Here is a 17,922-nt window from a genome sequence, read left to right as displayed (position 1 = left end):
TCATAAAGTCCCCTCCCCTAGTAGTTTACTTCTACTTGTGTGTACACCGTAGGCTTGCGGGGAGGGACTGGGCGTGGGGTCTTCCATATCCAGCAATCAGTTATACTTCCTTCCTCGCCACTCCTTGGGGGTGTGCAGTGCTGATATAAAGATTCGCAGTACGGCGATGGGATCAGCTAAAGGAGAAAGCCAAAATAACCAGCCACCTTGAGCATTTTTGCGGTCATAAGAAGGTGCGATCGCCAATAGCATAGCAAAGCGAATCACTAACAAAAAGATATTCAAACCCAATAACAGAGGATTGAAGGAAATCAAAAAGCAACTCAAAACAACCAACAAAGGTAAACCCTGAACTGCGGAAAGTAACCATAAATCCCCCCAAACTTGAGCAGGTGGAGATGCATCTTTTAAATCCAGACTGCGCCCCCATTCCTTCCAAGTTTCTACTGCGCCCTCATACATCCGCACCTTCAGCACCTTTGCGCCATCCAAAAAGCCCACCTTAAAGCCTTGCGCCGCAATATATCGCGCTAATGTGACATCATCACAAAAAGAACTCCTAGCACTGCTATAACCACCCACTGCGGCTAAAACCGAACGGCGACACAAAAAGCATTGGCCATTAGCCATTACCCGTTCTGGCTGTTCCGTGGTAATTCCCGCCGGATCAAACCTGTACAGCAGAGTCATTAATAACGCCGGTTGCAGCAAGCATTCACCAGGATATTGAAGGATAAACTGCGGTGAAAGAGAAACCAAATCATATTCTTGGGCTGCTGCGGTCTTGACCAAACTAGCCACTAAACCAGGATCTGGTTGGGTATCAGCATCCATTCCCAGAAACCATTCACTAGCTTCGGAACTGTGCAAAAAGCCATTATGTAATGCCCAAGGACGACCCACCCAATTAGCTGGTAAAGGGTCATCGGTCATTAAGCGAAAACGGGGGTCTTGCTGTTGTGCAGTTTTAACTAAATCCGGCGTACCATCTTGGGAATTACTATCCACTACAATAATTTCCCGCACCTCGTAACTTTGGCGACTCAAGCCAGATAACAGAGGACTAATACGCAGCGCCTCATTTAGCGTAGGAACAACAACGCTGACAGTACCCAAAAGCTCAGGTATTGGCTGTTGGGCTTCAAGGGGCGGAAGTCTTCTTGGCCCCTTAACCAGACGTGAAAGGAGAATAGCTGTTGCTGGTATTTGGATAAGTAGCAATAGAAAAGTTATGACGCTTTCTACTGTTAAAGCGTTTTCCACAGTAAAAATATTTTGCAATGGGAATGGTGATTACACAAAAAATTGGTTAGGGGACATGGGGTATTGGTTATCTTCCTGTCCCCTAATTTTATTTCAAAGCAACGTTAATATTTGCCACTGAAACTGCGTTGATTGTTGATTCGGCATCAGCTTGGGCAGATACGGCTGATCCTTTTAACCACAGTGCTAGAGAGGGACCTACACCTAGTATAAAGCCTAATCCTACAGGAATGGTGAAACCAGCCGCTAAACTCATGACTGTAGCAAAGCCGAAGTTAGCTAAATATACTATTAAGGGTACATTGAGTTGCGATCGCTCAAATTTAATCGGGTTATTGTTCCATAGCAACGCCGCCACAGTCATAAACACAGCACCAGTACCCAACCAGCCCACAAAGTTTTGATAAGGCATTCCAAAGAAAGGCCCTGGTTGTTGCCAATACCAGAAAGGTAGAGAAGTTTGACTCATTGCTGGGTCTAGGACAAAATCCCAAGAAGTTAACAGCAAAGAACCCAAACCAATAGCACCGATATGTCGCCACCAGCTAGGTTTGGTATCCACTTCTAAACCCGCACGTGCTAACAGGTAAGAAGAACATCCTACATAAAACCATGACAGGGGAATTGTAAACGGCACTAAACCAGCGATTTTATAGCCCAAGCCACTGAGATAGCTGTAGTTACCGAAAGGAAATCCTGTACTGGTTCCTAGCAATTCACTAGTCAAAGAAATCAGGATTGCAGGTAGCATAAATCCTAAGATTCTACCCAAACCCAAGGTCCGCAGACCATACAAAAATACAGCTGCTGTTCCCAAGATCATATAGACAACACCACCACCTGCCATACTCCACTGCATCGCGGTTTGTCCAACGTCAGATAAATGTAAAATTACTTCGGCATTAGGTATAACAAGTAATATCCCTACCAATCCGAAAATCATTGACACGATATGACCTATCAGGCATACCCGTTCAGCGATTACAAGTTGTTTCATAATAAATCCTTCACAAAATGTGACACGTGGCTACTCGGCTGTTAATAGTTTACAAATGTTTACGCAAATATTTAACTAGTTTGTGCCATTATTCTTTGCAAGTGCTTCAGTTTTCTTGGCAAATGTATAACAGTTTATTGATTTCATCGACAAAAAATAGGATGATAAATCTATAGTCTAAGCGATCGCAGCCAAAATCCATCTAACTAAATCCAATTTTTCTACTTAGCCTTCGTGATTTCACCATCTGAAAGGTATAGGTGGGGAGTAGGGAGTATGGAGTAGGGAGTAGGGAGTGGGGAGTGGGGTAAAAGCCTTTCGGTGTATAACTTTTATGATCAATTTATGTCCTAACGTCCTTGGCGGTTGCTATATATTCTAGGCGAGATACAGCCCTAATCCCAGAAATAAGGTGAATTTATCAGTGGCTCCTCTTCTCTATGGCTACATCACCAAAACCATCATTACTTACCTACACCAAACTAGAGGATATAACTAGAACTCACTCTGTATTGACACCCAATACTTCTGCAATAATAAGTTGAGCCACTCATGGCTACACCGACTGATGTCTATTGTTAAAAGACTACCTTGGATTTCGTTAGTATTGGTACTGCTGAGTTACAGTACATTGGGTTGGGGATTATCCGAAACACAAGCCCCTTTATATGTCTGGATAACTTTTATACTTACTGTCTTGGTCTTAGTGGCTAGTTTGACTGTTCCTTGGTCAGCAATCTCAAAATATTCTACTCTACTGGTGCGCTCAAATATCAGGTCTTTTGCTGTTACCACTTTTGGCGCATTCTTATTTTTTTTAATGCTGGCTTGGTTCCAAATATTTCTCGATACCTTGCTGATTATTTCTGCTGGTATCTTAGCGAGAATTGACCTTCAATCTGTTGGTTTTAAACAAAGACAAGCTTTTTTAATTACGCTGCTATTTTCCTTAGCAGGTTTAGCCTTGGGTAAACTACTCCATATCAGTTTTTCCCATTCATTGTCATAAACAGGGTGGGAAATACCCACCCAAGCAATTCTAAACAGCAGCAGCCTCAACTGGCGCAGGAACTGGATAAACACTGACTTTTTTACGAGATTTACCTTTTCTTTCAAAGGCTACAACACCTTCAACCAAGGCAAACAAAGTGTCATCACTACCAATACCGACATTATTACCGGGGTGAAACTTAGTACCACGTTGACGAACGAGAATATTTCCCGCCAAAACGGTTTGACCACCATAGCGCTTCACACCCAAGCGTTGAGCATTAGAGTCACGACCGTTACGAGTACTACCAGTACCTTTCTTATGAGCCATAATTACCTCTTGTGTTTTTTCTATTATTATTCAGCAACAGCTTCTACAGGGGAATTATCGATAACGGGAGGTTCAGCCGATACACCTTCGGGAGCAGTAAACACCGCACCATTCAGAGTGATGGAGTCAATCATAAGTCTCGTAATTTCCTGGCGATGTCCCCGTTTTTTGCGGGTTTTCTTTTTAGGTTTCATTTTATAAACCAGGACTTTGCGACCCCGAAGATTGCGTACAACTGTTCCTTCTATAGTCGCCCCTGCTACCAACGGCTGTCCAATGGTAACTTCGCCGTCGTTCTGCACTAGTAATACTGAATCTATTGTAACTTTCTCGTCGGCTTCGATATGGAGCAGTTCAATATCGTAAAAGCGACCTGGCTCAACTTTAAGTTGCTTACCGCCAGTTTCAATAATTGCGTAGGTCATGGAATTGTCCTTGAAGTTGCCGTACAGGTAGCTGGCTTTAAATGCGATTTATCAGATTTTGATCTATCGCTGTTGCTAGCTTTTGTTATATGTCTACCTGATCCGAGCAGGAATTAGTTAGACAGACAATCTATAATTATACTTTGTTAAATGGATTTAAGTCAACTAAAAATCTATCACTTTTTCGAAACCCAAAAGATGATTGACCTGTGGAAACTTAGTCAGGATTTACCCTGGTTGTACGGAAGATAAGTAGGTCAGCGTAAATAATTTTCAGATATGCCTGGGGATGTTCTTGTCGTTAGTTATAGCAACCGCCAAGGTAATTAGGACATTCCCTGTTCCCTGTTCCCTTTTCCCTTAAAACCATAATGATGATGTTCTAAGCAATATTTCCGTTGCTACATACAATATTTTCTAATAAATCACGGTGTTAACCCCAAGAATCTCTAGTTTGCTTGGGGTTAGGTTTCTATTTATTGGCTAACCATGTCTCCAAATCCAACAAAGTGTTAAAGTCCAATAACGCCTCACCCAGATTTTCTAATTGTTGCAAAGACAGAGTTTGCAATTGTTCACCCATCCCTGGGGGTAATTCTCCCACTTTGCGAGTGAGTTGACGTAAAACCAGACTTCTTTCCCCTTCTTGTCGCCCTTCTTGTCTTCCTCTTTGTTCCCCTCGCTGTTCCCCTTCTTCGAGAATTTCTTGGTAAATTACTGACTCGCGCATCATACCCTCCCGAAATAATTTTCTAATCAAATCCTTCTTAAATTTTAACCCTGCTAAGATTTGGGTGTAGGCGGAAATTTCCGGTCGTTGTGTTGTCTCCACTTGGTTGACTCGCTGTACAATTTTTTCTAGCAAGTTTTGGGGTTGATTTGTGGCTGTTAAAGATGCTAGAGGTAACAAAGCTGAGTCTTGAAGAAACGGTTCGGGGTTTTCCTCCCACATCTTAATTACCCGATATTCGTGTCTGGTGTTTTCCACTGTAAAGGCTGTAGGAATTTCAATGTCATCTTTAGGTGGAAGTAGTAAAACTACCACTTGTGTGATTGGTAAGCGATACAACCGATACAACCGCACCCAATAATCTAGCATTCGCAGAGGTAGGGGTGGTGTGGATTCTAATTTGGTTTGAAATTCTAGGTGTAAGATCCTACCTTCTAGTTGTAAAAAGGTGACGTAATCGGCGCGGATGGGTTCAATACTCAATTCGGTTTTCAGGACTGTAGCACCTGTTTGGGGTGTCCCTAATACCCAACTAGCAAATCTGTCTGGATGTTTTTCTGATAGCAGCTTGCAGAGATTGTCGAAGGACATTGATCATAAGTACCTATAGGAATCATATTTGATTTCTGAAAAACACGTAGGGTGCTGTATAGCCCAAGGGGCATGGCTCCGCTAAAGCGAAGCGTAACGCACCATCCTGAAAGCCTTTCGTGCGTTACGACGTTCCGTCTAACACACCCTACAACACCTAGATTTTTTCAATAATCAAACCGTAGTCCTATATTTTATCAAGCGTTATTATTATCTCGTACATAGTCACGAAGAAAAACATTCACGACTTATTGAAGAAGTCGTGTATTTAGTTTATCAATAAACAGAAAACAAATATTGAGTTGATTTTAGAAAAGGGAGAGTCGTTGCGCCACTAGTAATTAATGTCAGTAAGTCATCGTAAATAATTAAAGGTTTCTAGTCCTGAATATGAGCTAAATTAGAATATTTTTATATTAGGGTTGTTCTCACCAACTTACTGATACTATTACAATTAAAAGAATCAAAAAAATGTCTATTTTTGCTGTATACCGACGGATTACGATCGCCATCTTTTCTTGTAGCCTGATTATTTACAGCCAAGCTGCGATCGCCACTATTACATCACCCCTACGCAGTCGCAAGGGAATGGTGGTTTCAGCCCATCCTCTAGCCAGTGATGCAGGAATTACTATGTTGCGCCAAGGTGGTAACGCTATTGATGCGGCGGTGGCGACAACTTTTGCTATTTCTGTAGTTGAACCTTTTTCCGCCGGGATTGGTGGGGGTGGTTTTTTATTAATGCATTCTGGAAAAACTGGTGAAATCAAAGCCTTGGATTTTCGGGAACGCGCCCCCCTGAAAGCCACAAAAGATATGTATCTGGATGCAGAAGGTCAGGTAAGTCCTAATGCAAGTGTGACTGGCTATTTAGCTGTGGCGACACCGGGAACAGTGGCGGGATTGTATGAAGTACATCGTCGTTATGGTCAGTTACCTTGGGCAGAGGTGGTAAAACCTGCGATCGCACTGGCGGAAAATGGCTTTATACTCAGACGTACCCTATCCCCCCGTTATTTGACTATCAATGATACACGTCTCCAGACTATGTTAAATAACCCTGGAATGCGGGACATTTTCACTCGTGATGGGGAGTTCTATCAGCCGGGGGAAAGATTATTACAGCGTGATTTGGCGCGGACTTTAACAGATATTGCTCGTAGTCCCCATAGTTTTTATACCGGAAATATTGCCTGGGCGATCGCCTCTGACATGGCAAAAAATGGTGGTTTAATTACCCTAGAAGACCTCAAAGCCTATAAACCAATTTGGCGCACTCCCGTTTGTGGAAATTTCCGTCAAGCTAAAATCTGCTCAATGCCCCCACCTTCATCGGGAGGAGTACATTTATTGCAGATATTAAACATAATTGGTGACACTGATTTGCAATCTTTAGGATGGCATCACCCTGATGCATTGCATTTAATGGTAGAAGCGATGAAAATTGCTTATGCTGATCGTTCACAACATTTAGGTGATCCCGATTTTATCAAAGTCCCAGTAGAAAAACTAATTAGCCCAGACTACGCCCAAAAACGCCGTCAAGAAATTAATTTAGAAAAGGCAAAACCTGCAAGTGAAGTCAAGCCAGTTAATCTCCGTTCTTCCCCCACTCCCCACCTCCCCAGAATGGAATCTACTGAAACCAGCCATTTAACTGTAGTAGATGAGGAACATAACGCCGTCAGTCTGACTTTTACGATTAATTTGGGTTTTGGTGCAGGTGTAGTCACACCAGGAACGGGAATTGTCCTCAACAACGAGATGGATGATTTTGCAGCTGCACCCGGAGTCCCCAATGCATTTGGTTTATTAGGTAACGAAGCTAATGCGATTGCACCGCGTAAAACCCCCTTATCTAGCATGACTCCCACAATTATCACCGAAAATGGCCGCCTCCGGATGGCGGTGGGAACTCCCGGCGGTAGCACCATCATCACTCAGGTACTGCAAATTATCCTGAATGTGTTGGAATACCAAATGGATGTCGGTGCAGCCGTTTCAGTCCCGCGCATACATCACCAGTGGTTCCCTGATGAATTACGAGTGGAACGTTGGGGTTTAGATACACTGACGCTGCAAGAGTTACGCCGTCGCGGACATAAAATCAACGAAAGTAACTCTTGGGGTAATGCTAACGCGATCGCTGTCACCGCAGAAGGAGATTTAGAAGCAGCAGCCGATCCTCGTGGTCAAGGTTTTCCCAGTGGGTTCTAATTTCCACTCCCTACTCCCTACTCCCTACTCCCCACTCCCCACTCCCTACTCCCTAATTGATTCTACATAGCTGCTGGTAAACTCATTTGCCCGTGCGCTATGCACTAAAGTCCAGCCTGCTTTCAGCAGTTTTTGATAAGTTGCCCAACCCTTAGAACCACCAGGAATTTGATAATCAGGGACTGAAAATTGAGGAAAAGCTGTGTAGGGTCGCCAAGGTTGATTCGGTGAGGCTTGCAGATGCAAAATTTTCTCTCCATCGCTGCCAGACTTAGATAACCAGCACATTTGACGTTGCATGGCAAACTCCTTTACGTTTTGCTTAGTTGCATAGTGGCAGAATTTTGTAAATATCTGCCTCAGCCTTGTGGGGTAATTTATTATCCCGACAGTATTTGTGATTTTATGTACAAACTAGGACAGCAAAATTCCTTAATTACTCAGCTGTCCTAATCAATGGCTTTGTCTAGAAAATCAAGATAAATTGAGATTTATCTCGTGTCTTACCAGGAGGGTAAGATTTTTCCCATAGTAACTGTGGTTTTTGTCAGTGTATGTAACAATAACTACGATTTAGGTAAATATTGCCCTCTGAGGAATTTGTGATCAGGACTACAAGGGCATAGATGACTGATATTACCTGTATTTCCAGCGTTTCCACAGAGGCAAAAAAAATCTGACCATTGATTAGCCATAATTTTCTCAATTACTGCCAATTTGGGGTTAATTTAGACAGTATCTACCGTTACTCAGATTTAACGTCTCCCAAAAACCGTTAAATTATGAAATATTCAGAGATATTTACCAGGAAAGCATCATGGAAAAGCGCAGACTAGGTACATCAGATATTCACATTACACCCATCCTCATGGGGACTTGGCAAGCGGGTAAAGCCATGTGGACGGGAATTGAGGATGATGATTCCATTAAAACTATCCGCGCCGCCGTTGAAGCTGGGATAACGACAATTGATACTGCTGAAGTTTATGGAGAGGGACATTCTGAACAAGTAATTGCAGCAGCTTTATCAGATCTGCGCGATCGCGTGGAGTACGCCTCGAAAGTTTTCGCTAACCATCTCCAGCATGATTTAGTCATAGAAGCGTGCGATCGCTCCTTAAAAAACCTGAAAACAGACTACATAGACCTATACCAAATACATTGGCCTTCCGGAGCATTCAACTCTGAAATAGTCCCCATTGCAGAGACTATGGAAGCCTTAAATAAACTCAAAGAACAGGGAAAAATCCGCGCCATCGGTGTTTCTAACTTTAACCACGCTCAATTAGTAGAAGCCTCACAGTATGGACGGATTGACAGCTTACAACCCCCATATTCCCTATTTTGGCGGCAGGTAGAAAAGGATACCATGCCCTATTGTATAGAAAATAATATTTCCATCTTGGCTTATTCACCCCTAGCCCAAGGATTATTAACCGGCAAATTTGCCCCTGGTCATAAATTTGACCCCACAGACAACCGGGCTAAAAATAAATTATTCCAAGGCGAAAACATTCAACACGCCCAACAAGCCTTAGAAAAATTACGTCCCATAGCAGCCCGTCATAATTGTAGCCTGGCTCAATTAGCCCTAGCTTGGTTAATCGCCCAACCCCAAGCAAATGCGATCGCCGGAGCGCGTTATCCCGAACAAGCTCAAGACAACGCCAAAGCTGCGGAAATTAAACTTTCTCCGGAAGAACTGGCAGAAATAGACACCATTGGGCGCATTGTTACCGATCATCACGATGAAAATCCTGTTATGTGGAGCTGGTCATAAAGATTTAAAACGAACCACAGAGGAAACAGAGTACACAGAGCAATGAGAGTGTGAGACTACGCCCCATTCCTTCCCTTCTGCTTTTCTTCCTTTGTGTACTTTGCGTACTTTGCGGTTCGTTAATTTAGTATGATATTGAATCTACAAGCATTTACCCCAGAAAAATTAACCATGTCCCAAAACTACCGCATTACCCTACTCCCCGGCGATGGCATTGGCCCCGAAATTATGGCCGTAGCGGTAGACGTGCTGAAGGTTGTTGGTAAACAATTTGATATTCAATTTCAATTCACAGAAGCCCTAATTGGCGGCGCAGCAATTGACGCAACCGGGGAACCCCTGCCAGCTGCTACCCTAGATACTTGCCGCAACAGTGACGCTATCTTACTCGCTGCTATCGGTGGTTATAAATGGGATTCCCTACCGTCTAAATCACGTCCAGAAGCAGGTTTATTAGGATTGCGCGCCGGATTAGGTTTATTTGCCAATCTCCGCCCAGCCCAAATTTTGCCCCAGTTAATCGATGCTTCCACCTTAAAACGGGAAGTAGTAGAAGGGGTAGATATTATGGTAGTGCGGGAACTGACTGGGGGGATTTATTTCGGTCAACCCAAAGGGATTTTTACCACTGACACCGGGGAAAAACGCGGTGTAAATACAATGGTTTACACTGAGTCAGAAATTGACCGCATTGGGCGCGTAGGTTTTGAAGCAGCCCGCAAACGGGGAGGGAAACTCTGTTCTGTAGATAAAGCCAATGTATTAGATGTATCACAGTTGTGGCGCGATCGCATGACTAAACTGGCTACAGAATATCCTGATGTAGAACTATCTCATCTCTACGTCGATAACGCCGCCATGCAACTGGTACGCGCTCCCAAGCAGTTTGATACCATTGTCACTGGTAATTTATTTGGTGATATTCTCTCAGATGCCGCCGCCATGCTCACTGGTAGTATTGGGATGTTGCCCTCTGCGAGTTTAGGTGCTTCTGGCCCTGGTGTATTTGAACCAGTCCACGGTTCCGCCCCCGATATCGCCGGACAAGATAAAGCCAATCCTCTGGCTCAGGTATTGAGTGCAGCCATGATGTTACGCTACGGTTTAGACCAACCCCAAGCCGCCGACAAAATAGAACAGGCTGTATTACAAGTTTTAGCCCAAGGCGATCGCACCGGTGATATTATGTCCCCTGGGATGAATCTTTTAGGTTGCCGCGCTATGGGGGAATCATTAATTAAAGCTTTGGAGTGATATCTCGTTTTGATCACAGAGGGGGTACGTCTTCTAGAAGTTCTACAGAACAGTGTCAACTACGCCAAGGAAATGATTTAACCTTGGCATCATGCTTTGGAGATGCTCTTGAGGAAATTGGGGATCTAAATTATCTCCTCGGTAAATTTTGGCATTGATTACCAGATTAGAAAACTTCTGGTTAGTTTCGACTTGAACGCTAAATGGACTTTTGCTGATATTTTGATGTAGCAAAGGCTGACTGTAGTTCTCGCTTTAGCCGCAGTGCTAAACGCTGTGATCGCACCTGATTTTGGAAACCCTCCAGATTGAACACAAAAGACCTGTCTGAGCGCTTATAGGTAAAAGGTATCTCGATTGTCAGCAAAGGATATTTCCGACTACGCATCAGGACTGAATACCCCGACAAATCCCCAGGCCAGGCAGCCAAGTTAACTTTCTCGACTACGAAGCGTTCTTCGGGAACTTCTTTGGCTATGATTTGCGAAGCTTGGCGCTTGATTTGTGTCTCGTCGCCAGGATGAAAATAGCAACCTCCCACGAAGGTTGTTACCAGACTTACCACTAGCGAACAAAGTAAGCGTGCAATGCACTGCTGTGGAAAATGCATCATCAATAACTATAATTTTATTGTTAGATTTATTCCCGCTAACTTAGTTCACCCTAGGAGAATTGGTCAGTATCCATCATGATGTTGTAAGTATTTATTCAAGGTATAAATGTAAAAATCATAATTTTCCGCCTAAATATGGCAATTTGGCAACATTTTCCGAATGTATCAGATACACTGAAAACAAACCTAGCAATTATATAACAGTCGATAGTGTACGCATTACGACAAGAACAATCAAAATTTACTACTGCCCCCAAAAACCAGACTCCTTTGATTGATCCAGCCTTAATCAGAGCAGCAGGGCAGATTTACTACATCCATTGTGAAGTACATCCTGAAATAGCTGGACAAGCTTCAGGAGTAGCAATTAATCATCTTACTCACCGTGGTAAAGTGATTTTTACTGACCAACCAGTACTTTTACCCCAAGAATGTTTTGTACCCTTAACTCAAATAGAATCACATATGTATTAGGTATTGGTCATTGACCTTTGACAAGACACATACACTCTTAACAAGTCTTGACATTTCTGTGGCAAAACAGCAACTACAGGCTAAAGTAGTGTATGCAAATTGACAAAGAAATATATGGACATTTTGATGGTCGTTCTGGCGAGTATCATTGTCTTTGTGCTGGGTGCATCTATTGGCAGCTTTTTGAATGTAGTAGTTTATCGAATACCGGCTAAGTTATCGGTTCTGTGGCCGCCTTCTCGCTGTCCCCGTTGTTTAAACCAGCTCAAAGCTCATGATAATGTACCAGTGCTGGGATGGGTATGGTTAAAAGGTAAATGCCGATATTGTAAAACTCAGATTTCCATCCGTTATCCTGTGGTAGAAGGGATAATGGGGATAATTTTTTTAATCGTATTTTGGGAATTTGAAGTTTCAATTCTGACATTAAGTTACTGGGCTTTTTGTAGTTGGCTATTAGCGTTATCTTTAATAGATTTAGATACAATGACCCTACCTAATGTGCTGACGAAATCAGGGTTAGTAGTAGGGATTTGCTTTCAAATGGCCATTGGGTTTTTTACCGCAGGCGGTGGGATGGGATTAATCAATCACCTGATGATGGCGATTATCGGAGGTGTATTAGGATTATGGCTGTTTGATGCGATCGCATTATTAGGTTCGATCGCCTTGGGTAAAACTGCAATGGGTGCCGGTGATGCCAAATTAGCCGCCATGATGGGAGCTTGGTTAGGCTGGAAATATTTGCTTTTAGCCAGCTTTCTCGCCTGTGTAGTTGGTGTAATCATCGGTGGTGGTGCAATATTACGCTCAAAACAAAAAACCGGACAAAAAATACCCTTCGGGCCTTTTCTCGCTTTAGGCGCAGTCATCACTGTCTTTAGTGGTGAAGCCATTTTATCTAGCTACCTGGGCTTATTTTTCTCACCGGGATAAGACACCCCCCATACCCCATTCCCCACACCCCCCACACTCCCCACGTTTGTAGCTGTCATTACCTCACACTGCTTTTAGCTTTTGGTAATATCAGCTTATAACTGCTATCACCCTATTAGTCTTTTCACCCCGATTTGAATATAGGGGACTACCAGATTTCCCAAGCTATGGAAAAGATTTATTTGGGCTAGTGGTTCCCGTTGGGTTGAATAAACAACATCTTGCTTAGAGGTTGATCTTTAACTGTTCATCGATTTACAACATGACTGACGCAAAAATTATGAAAATAACCACCGCTAATCAGACAAAGAACAGGAAGTCAAGCGGGTTTGAGTGAGTTGTTGCGTAAGTCCCATATCAAATTCAGGGTAGCAAGAGACTTGTGCTGGCATCAGCATTTTGGTTAAGCTGGCAACCAACGATGCAAAATCAGGTCTGAATTGCTTATAAGCATAATTTGAGAATTAGTCAAGAATCAAAAGCTAAAATGGGGTGTTACAGCAAGTTGCAGATACATGAGGTACAAAAAGCAATGGTGAAACTCTTGTGGGGGAGGGCAATGATGCCCGCCCTTGTGTACCTCACCCAAATGAAATGTGCTGTATTTGCATTTTTCTAACAGCAAATATCGAGACTTTGAAAGCGTAAGTCATCAGAGATACAACTCAGTTGCTCTAGACTTAAAAGTTTTTCAGCTAAACATCCCATAGTGGCTTGATATGTTTTCAACCTCATACCCACTTAAAAAAAAGATAAAAATGGCAAACAACGAAGAATCACGTGGTTTAAAGTCTCTGTTAGATTGGTTTGCAAATCGAAGAAAATTAGGCTCTACCAACTTAGAACGCCAAGAGCGAGAAATTGCTGACGGACTATGGCATAAGTGTCCTAAATGTGGCGTATTGACCTATACAAAAGACCTAAAAGCTAACCAGATGGTCTGTGTAGAATGTGGACATCATAATCGGGTGGATAGTGATGAGCGAATCCGCCAATTGATAGATATCAATACCTGGAAACCCCTAGATGAACATCTGCGCCCCACAGATCCTCTACAATTCCGCGATCGTAAACCCTATAGCGATCGCCTGCGGGAAATGGAAGATAAACTTGGTTTAATAGACGCAGTTAAAACCGGGTTGGGTGAAATCAATGGTTTACCCATAGCCCTGGGGGTAATGGATTTCCGCTTCATGGGCGGTAGTATGGGTTCAGTAGTCGGAGAAAAACTCACCCGCTTAATTGAACAAGCTACTCAGAGACAATACCCTGTAGTGATTGTTTGTACCTCTGGTGGTGCGAGAATGCAAGAAGGAATGCTTTCCTTAATGCAAATGGCTAAAATCTCCGCCGCTTTAGATCGTCATCGCCAAGCCAAACTACTATACATTCCCATACTGGCTAACCCCACTACCGGAGGCGTTACCGCTAGTTTTGCCATGTTAGGAGATATTATCATTGCAGAACCCAAAGCAACCATTGGTTTTGCTGGTCGGCGAGTGATTGAGCAAACCCTGCGCGAAAAACTACCAGAAGATTTTCAAACCGCAGAAGATTTGTTAAAGCATGGTTTTGTGGATGATATTGTATCCCGCACCCAATTAAAGACCACTTTAACCCAACTAATTGCTCTGCACCAACCTATACCAACTACACACCCTATGGTGTTATGGGAAACCATGCGTTTGAGTTCTACTGCTGCTGAGTAGTAGGGGGAAGGGGCAGGGGGGCAGATTTTTAGTTTCTAATACCCAATCACCAATCCCCAGTCCCCAACTTGCACTGAGCGTATTTCGACTCTGCTCAATGCGATACCTACGGCGATCGCAGCTATCGGCTTTAATTGCAGCTGTTAAATATACGACTATGTAGTAGTTGGGTAAATATCCGGCGGCGATCGCAGATAATTTTGATAATCAGTTTATTAGTGCTTTACTTGGGCAACAACCTTTAAATTCCGCTAATCTCCAAATTCTTGCTAGGGAATAAGTTATTTCTGGGCTTGAGGCTAAATTAGAATTGACGCTAAAAAGCTTAATTTATCGCAACTTCAAGGAGGTTAGGGGCAATTTCTGCCTCTCGGCTGCCCTAGTAGCCACAAAAACGGGCGATAATACTACTCTCTAAAGACGTGAAGACCGATCCTGCTAATTGTGTCTGTGTTCCTACAATAACCATATAAATACAAAACTGGCTCTAGTTATCTGTGCGCCTCATATTTACAATGGTTTATCGAAAAGCCTATGCAACCTACTAATCCTAATCAATTTACTGAAAAAGCCTGGGAAGCGATCGCCCAAACCCCAGAGATTGCTAAACAACATCAACAACAGCAACTGGAAAGCGAACACTTGATGAAAGCGTTGCTGGAACAAGATGGTTTAGCTAACAGCATTTTAACTAAGGCGGCGGCTGATTTGCCCAAAGTCCGGGAACCCCTGACAGAGGTACTGCGCCAACGCACAGAACAATTTCTAGAACGTCAGCCGAAAGTATCTGGTAGCAGCACATCGGTATTTTTGGGACGCAGTTTAGATACACTCTTAGATAGAGCTGATGGATATCGTCAGGAATTTAAAGACGAATACATCTCTGTGGAACATCTATTGCTGGGTTATGCCAAAGATGGGCGCTTTGGTAAAGGTGTATTCCAAGAATTTGGTTTAGACGAAGGCAAACTGAAAAATATTATTAAGCAAATTCGTGGGAGTCAAAAAGTGACCGACCAAAATCCAGAAGGAAAATACCAATCACTGGAAAAATACGGACGTGATTTGACAGAAGCAGCACGTAAAGGTCAACTTGATCCGGTGATTGGGCGGGATGATGAAATTCGCCGCACTGTGCAGATTCTCTCGCGCCGGACTAAGAATAATCCTGTGCTAATTGGGGAACCGGGTGTGGGTAAAACTGCGATCGCGGAAGGACTAGCGCAACGGATTATTGCTGGTGATGTCCCCCAGTCTCTGAAAGACCGCAAGTTAATTGCTTTAGATATGGGGGCGTTAATCGCTGGGGCGAAATTCCGGGGTGAATTTGAAGAACGTCTGAAAGCAGTATTAAAAGAAGTTACGGAATCCGGCGGAAATATAGTTTTATTTATTGATGAAATTCATACCGTCGTCGGCGCGGGTGCGACTCAAGGGGCGATGGATGCGGGTAATTTGTTAAAGCCCATGTTAGCGCGGGGTGAATTGCGGTGTATTGGGGCGACGACTTTAGATGAATATCGCAAGTATATCGAAAAAGATGCGGCTCTGGAACGACGCTTCCAGCAGGTATATGTCGATCAGCCCAGTGTGGAAGATACAATTTCTATTTTGCGCGGTTTGAAAGAACGCTATGAAGTTCACCACGGGGTGAAAATTTCTGATAGTTCTTTAGTGGCTGCTGCGACATTATCTAGTAGATATATTAGCGATCGCTTCCTCCCAGATAAAGCCATCGATTTGGTAGACGAAGCCGCCGCCCGGTTGAAAATGGAAATTACTTCTAAGCCAGAGGAACTAGACGAAATCGACCGGAAGATTCTGCAATTGGAAATGGAAAAGCTGTCTTTGCAAAAAGAAACTGATGCAGCTTCCAGAGAACGTTTAGAAAGAATTGAAAAAGAACTGGCGGATCTTAAAGAAGAACAAAGAACCCTCACCGCTCAATGGCAATCTGAAAAAGATATTATTAACAAAATTCAGTCCATCAAGGAAGAAAGTGACCGGGTGAATTTAGAGGTGCAGCAAGCAGAAAGGAATTATGACCTGAATCGCGCCGCCGAATTGAAATATGGCAAGTTAGCCAATTTGCACCGCCAATTAGAAACCGCAGAAGCTGAACTCGCCAACGCCCAAAGAACAGGTAAATCTCTCTTGCGGGAGGAAGTTACAGAAGCTGACATTGCCGAAATTATTTCTAAGTGGACAGGAATCCCCATCAGTAAGTTGGTGGAGTCGGAAAAAGAAAAACTCCTAAATTTAGAAGATGAACTGCATCACCGGGTGGTGGGACAAGCCGAAGCTGTGACAGCTGTCGCCGATGCAATTCAGCGATCGCGCGCCGGACTTGCTGATCCTAATCGTCCCATTGCTAGCTTTATTTTCCTTGGTCCCACAGGTGTCGGTAAAACCGAACTAGCCAAAGCCCTGGCAGCATATATGTTTGACACTGAAGAATCTTTGGTGCGAATTGATATGTCTGAGTACATGGAAAAACACGCAGTTTCCCGGTTGATTGGTGCGCCTCCCGGATATGTCGGTTATGAAGAAGGGGGACAGTTAACCGAGGCGATTCGTCGTCGTCCTTATGCGGTGATTCTATTTGACGAAATCGAAAAAGCCCACCCAGACGTTTTCAATATCTTACTGCAAATTCTCGATGATGGTCGAGTCACTGATGCCCAAGGTCGCACAGTGGACTTCAAAAACACGATTATTATCATGACCAGTAACATCGGTTCCCAGTATATTCTGGATCTCGCCGGGGAAAGTACACAGTATGACGAAATGCGTCGCCGAGTCATGGAAACCATGCGAAATAGTTTCCGCCCAGAGTTCCTCAACCGCATTGATGAAATTATTATTTTCCACGGTTTGGATAAACGGGAATTACGGCAAATTGTCCTGTTACAAGTAGAGAGATTACGGGGAAGATTGAGCGATCGCAAGATGTCCCTGAGACTTTCAGAAACTGCTCTTGACTTTTTAGCAGAAGTAGGGTACGACCCTGTATATGGAGCGCGTCCACTCAAACGTGCCATTCAGAGAGAATTAGAAACTCAAATTGCCAAATCCATCTTACGTGGTGAATTTAACGACGGTGACACCATTTTTGTAGATGTGCAGAATGAACGTCTTTCCTTCAGTCGCGTACCTGTAGAGGTATTTAGCTAGATGGGGAGTGGGGAGGTGTGGGAGGTCTGGGGAGTGGGGAGTAGGCTTAAAACCCCTTAATTCCAAGCATTTCATCATCTGTTTTTGTCCTAATATCAAGTCAATGATCTCCCCTCCTCGCTTACCTACCGTGTACACACATCCTGAACCAAAAAGATTTTTCAGCCCTAAAAACCGAATTTTAATCTTGAAGCTACCCAATTAGAGTCGATTGCGGCTATCCAACGACTGACTGCATTAGCTTTGTCAGTCGCTGTCCGCTACAAATGATTCAGGGACGGGATAATCCTAATTTGTCGGTAAATTTAGCCTTATCAAGGGGAGGGATTAAGGGGGGTAAAAATGTGATAAGATTTATCGCTAAAAACTGATCAAACAACCTCTTATAGCCTTTCCCAGTCTAATGAAGTACATACCAATTTATTCCCTGTTCCCTGT

General features: G+C 43.4%; 15 protein-coding genes. 8 read left to right on the top strand and 7 right to left on the bottom strand.

Features of this window, described 5'->3' with window-relative positions; all coding sequences use genetic code 11:
• Nucleotides 1-96 precede the first annotated feature (96 nt).
• Together cruG and cruF are read right to left on the bottom strand one after the other, a co-directional pair.
• Nucleotides 97-1,263: a 2'-O-glycosyltransferase CruG gene (cruG, locus tag ACM0OP_RS20610; RefSeq protein ID WP_414530294.1), complete on the bottom strand. Its 1,167-nt coding sequence runs from the start codon at nt 1,261-1,263 to the stop codon at nt 97-99.
• Nucleotides 1,264-1,351: 88 nt separating this feature from the next.
• Nucleotides 1,352-2,260 carry a gamma-carotene 1'-hydroxylase CruF gene (gene cruF / locus ACM0OP_RS20605; protein WP_414530293.1) on the bottom strand — a complete coding sequence of 303 codons (909 nt, stop codon included), beginning with the start codon at nt 2,258-2,260 and terminating at the stop codon, nt 1,352-1,354.
• A gap of 568 nt (nt 2,261-2,828) precedes the next feature.
• Here cruF and ACM0OP_RS20600 point away from each other — a divergent pair.
• Nucleotides 2,829-3,269 carry a hypothetical protein gene (locus ACM0OP_RS20600; RefSeq protein ID WP_414530292.1) on the top strand — a complete coding sequence of 147 codons (441 nt, stop codon included), beginning with the start codon at nt 2,829-2,831 and terminating at the stop codon, nt 3,267-3,269.
• A 30-nt stretch (nt 3,270-3,299) separates the two neighbouring features.
• Here the strand turns inward: ACM0OP_RS20600 and rpmA are convergent, their stop codons facing one another.
• From rpmA to ACM0OP_RS20585, 3 genes are all read right to left on the bottom strand, one after another.
• The gene (gene rpmA, locus ACM0OP_RS20595; protein ID WP_414530291.1) at nt 3,300-3,581 is read right to left on the bottom strand and encodes a 50S ribosomal protein L27; all 282 of its coding nucleotides are present in this window, start codon (nt 3,579-3,581) and stop codon (nt 3,300-3,302) included.
• A 26-nt stretch (nt 3,582-3,607) separates the two neighbouring features.
• Nucleotides 3,608-4,006: a 50S ribosomal protein L21 gene (gene rplU / locus ACM0OP_RS20590; RefSeq protein WP_414530290.1), complete on the bottom strand. Its 399-nt coding sequence runs from the start codon at nt 4,004-4,006 to the stop codon at nt 3,608-3,610.
• Between the two features lie 472 nt (nt 4,007-4,478).
• Complete coding sequence (locus tag ACM0OP_RS20585; RefSeq protein ID WP_414530289.1) at nt 4,479-5,327, bottom strand: Rpn family recombination-promoting nuclease/putative transposase; 849 nt, start codon at nt 5,325-5,327, stop codon at nt 4,479-4,481.
• Between the two features lie 471 nt (nt 5,328-5,798).
• Between ACM0OP_RS20585 and ggt the strand changes: the two genes are divergently transcribed.
• Nucleotides 5,799-7,544, top strand: a complete 1,746-nt coding sequence (gene ggt, locus ACM0OP_RS20580; protein WP_414530288.1) for a gamma-glutamyltransferase — start codon at nt 5,799-5,801, stop codon at nt 7,542-7,544.
• 45 nt (nt 7,545-7,589) lie between these two features.
• Here the strand turns inward: ggt and ACM0OP_RS20575 are convergent, their stop codons facing one another.
• Nucleotides 7,590-7,844: a hypothetical protein gene (locus ACM0OP_RS20575; protein WP_414530287.1), complete on the bottom strand. Its 255-nt coding sequence runs from the start codon at nt 7,842-7,844 to the stop codon at nt 7,590-7,592.
• Between the two features lie 517 nt (nt 7,845-8,361).
• Here ACM0OP_RS20575 and ACM0OP_RS20570 point away from each other — a divergent pair.
• Nucleotides 8,362-9,324 (top strand): aldo/keto reductase, encoded by a 963-nt coding sequence (locus ACM0OP_RS20570; protein ID WP_414530286.1) that lies wholly within the window; start codon nt 8,362-8,364, stop codon nt 9,322-9,324.
• A 171-nt stretch (nt 9,325-9,495) separates the two neighbouring features.
• Entirely contained in the window at nt 9,496-10,578 is a 1,083-nt protein-coding gene (leuB, locus tag ACM0OP_RS20565) for a 3-isopropylmalate dehydrogenase (protein WP_414530295.1), read from the top strand.
• Nucleotides 10,579-10,777: 199 nt separating this feature from the next.
• On the opposite strand, the gene ACM0OP_RS20560 is transcribed toward leuB, so the two are convergent.
• On the bottom strand, nt 10,778-11,191 hold the full coding sequence (locus tag ACM0OP_RS20560) for a hypothetical protein (RefSeq protein ID WP_414530285.1): 414 nt from the start codon (nt 11,189-11,191) through the stop codon (nt 10,778-10,780).
• 210 nt (nt 11,192-11,401) lie between these two features.
• Here ACM0OP_RS20560 and ACM0OP_RS20555 point away from each other — a divergent pair, with 210 nt between their 5' ends.
• From ACM0OP_RS20555 to clpB, 4 genes are all read left to right on the top strand, one after another.
• Nucleotides 11,402-11,665: a hypothetical protein gene (locus ACM0OP_RS20555; protein WP_414530284.1), complete on the top strand. Its 264-nt coding sequence runs from the start codon at nt 11,402-11,404 to the stop codon at nt 11,663-11,665.
• Nucleotides 11,666-11,779: 114 nt separating this feature from the next.
• The gene (locus ACM0OP_RS20550) at nt 11,780-12,601 is read left to right on the top strand and encodes a prepilin peptidase (RefSeq protein WP_414530283.1); all 822 of its coding nucleotides are present in this window, start codon (nt 11,780-11,782) and stop codon (nt 12,599-12,601) included.
• Nucleotides 12,602-13,359: 758 nt separating this feature from the next.
• Nucleotides 13,360-14,310, top strand: a complete 951-nt coding sequence (accD, locus tag ACM0OP_RS20545) for an acetyl-CoA carboxylase, carboxyltransferase subunit beta (protein ID WP_414530282.1) — start codon at nt 13,360-13,362, stop codon at nt 14,308-14,310.
• Nucleotides 14,311-14,844: 534 nt separating this feature from the next.
• Nucleotides 14,845-17,484 (top strand): ATP-dependent chaperone ClpB, encoded by a 2,640-nt coding sequence (gene clpB / locus ACM0OP_RS20540; protein WP_414530281.1) that lies wholly within the window; start codon nt 14,845-14,847, stop codon nt 17,482-17,484.
• Nucleotides 17,485-17,922: the final 438 nt, after the last annotated feature.

This window comes from Nodularia chucula CCY0103 (genome assembly GCF_963923915.1).
In the GTDB taxonomy this organism is placed as follows: domain Bacteria; phylum Cyanobacteriota; class Cyanobacteriia; order Cyanobacteriales; family Nostocaceae; genus Nodularia; species Nodularia chucula.
Note: the sequence above shows the minus strand (reverse complement) of the source record. Positions and strands in the feature narration are given on the sequence as shown.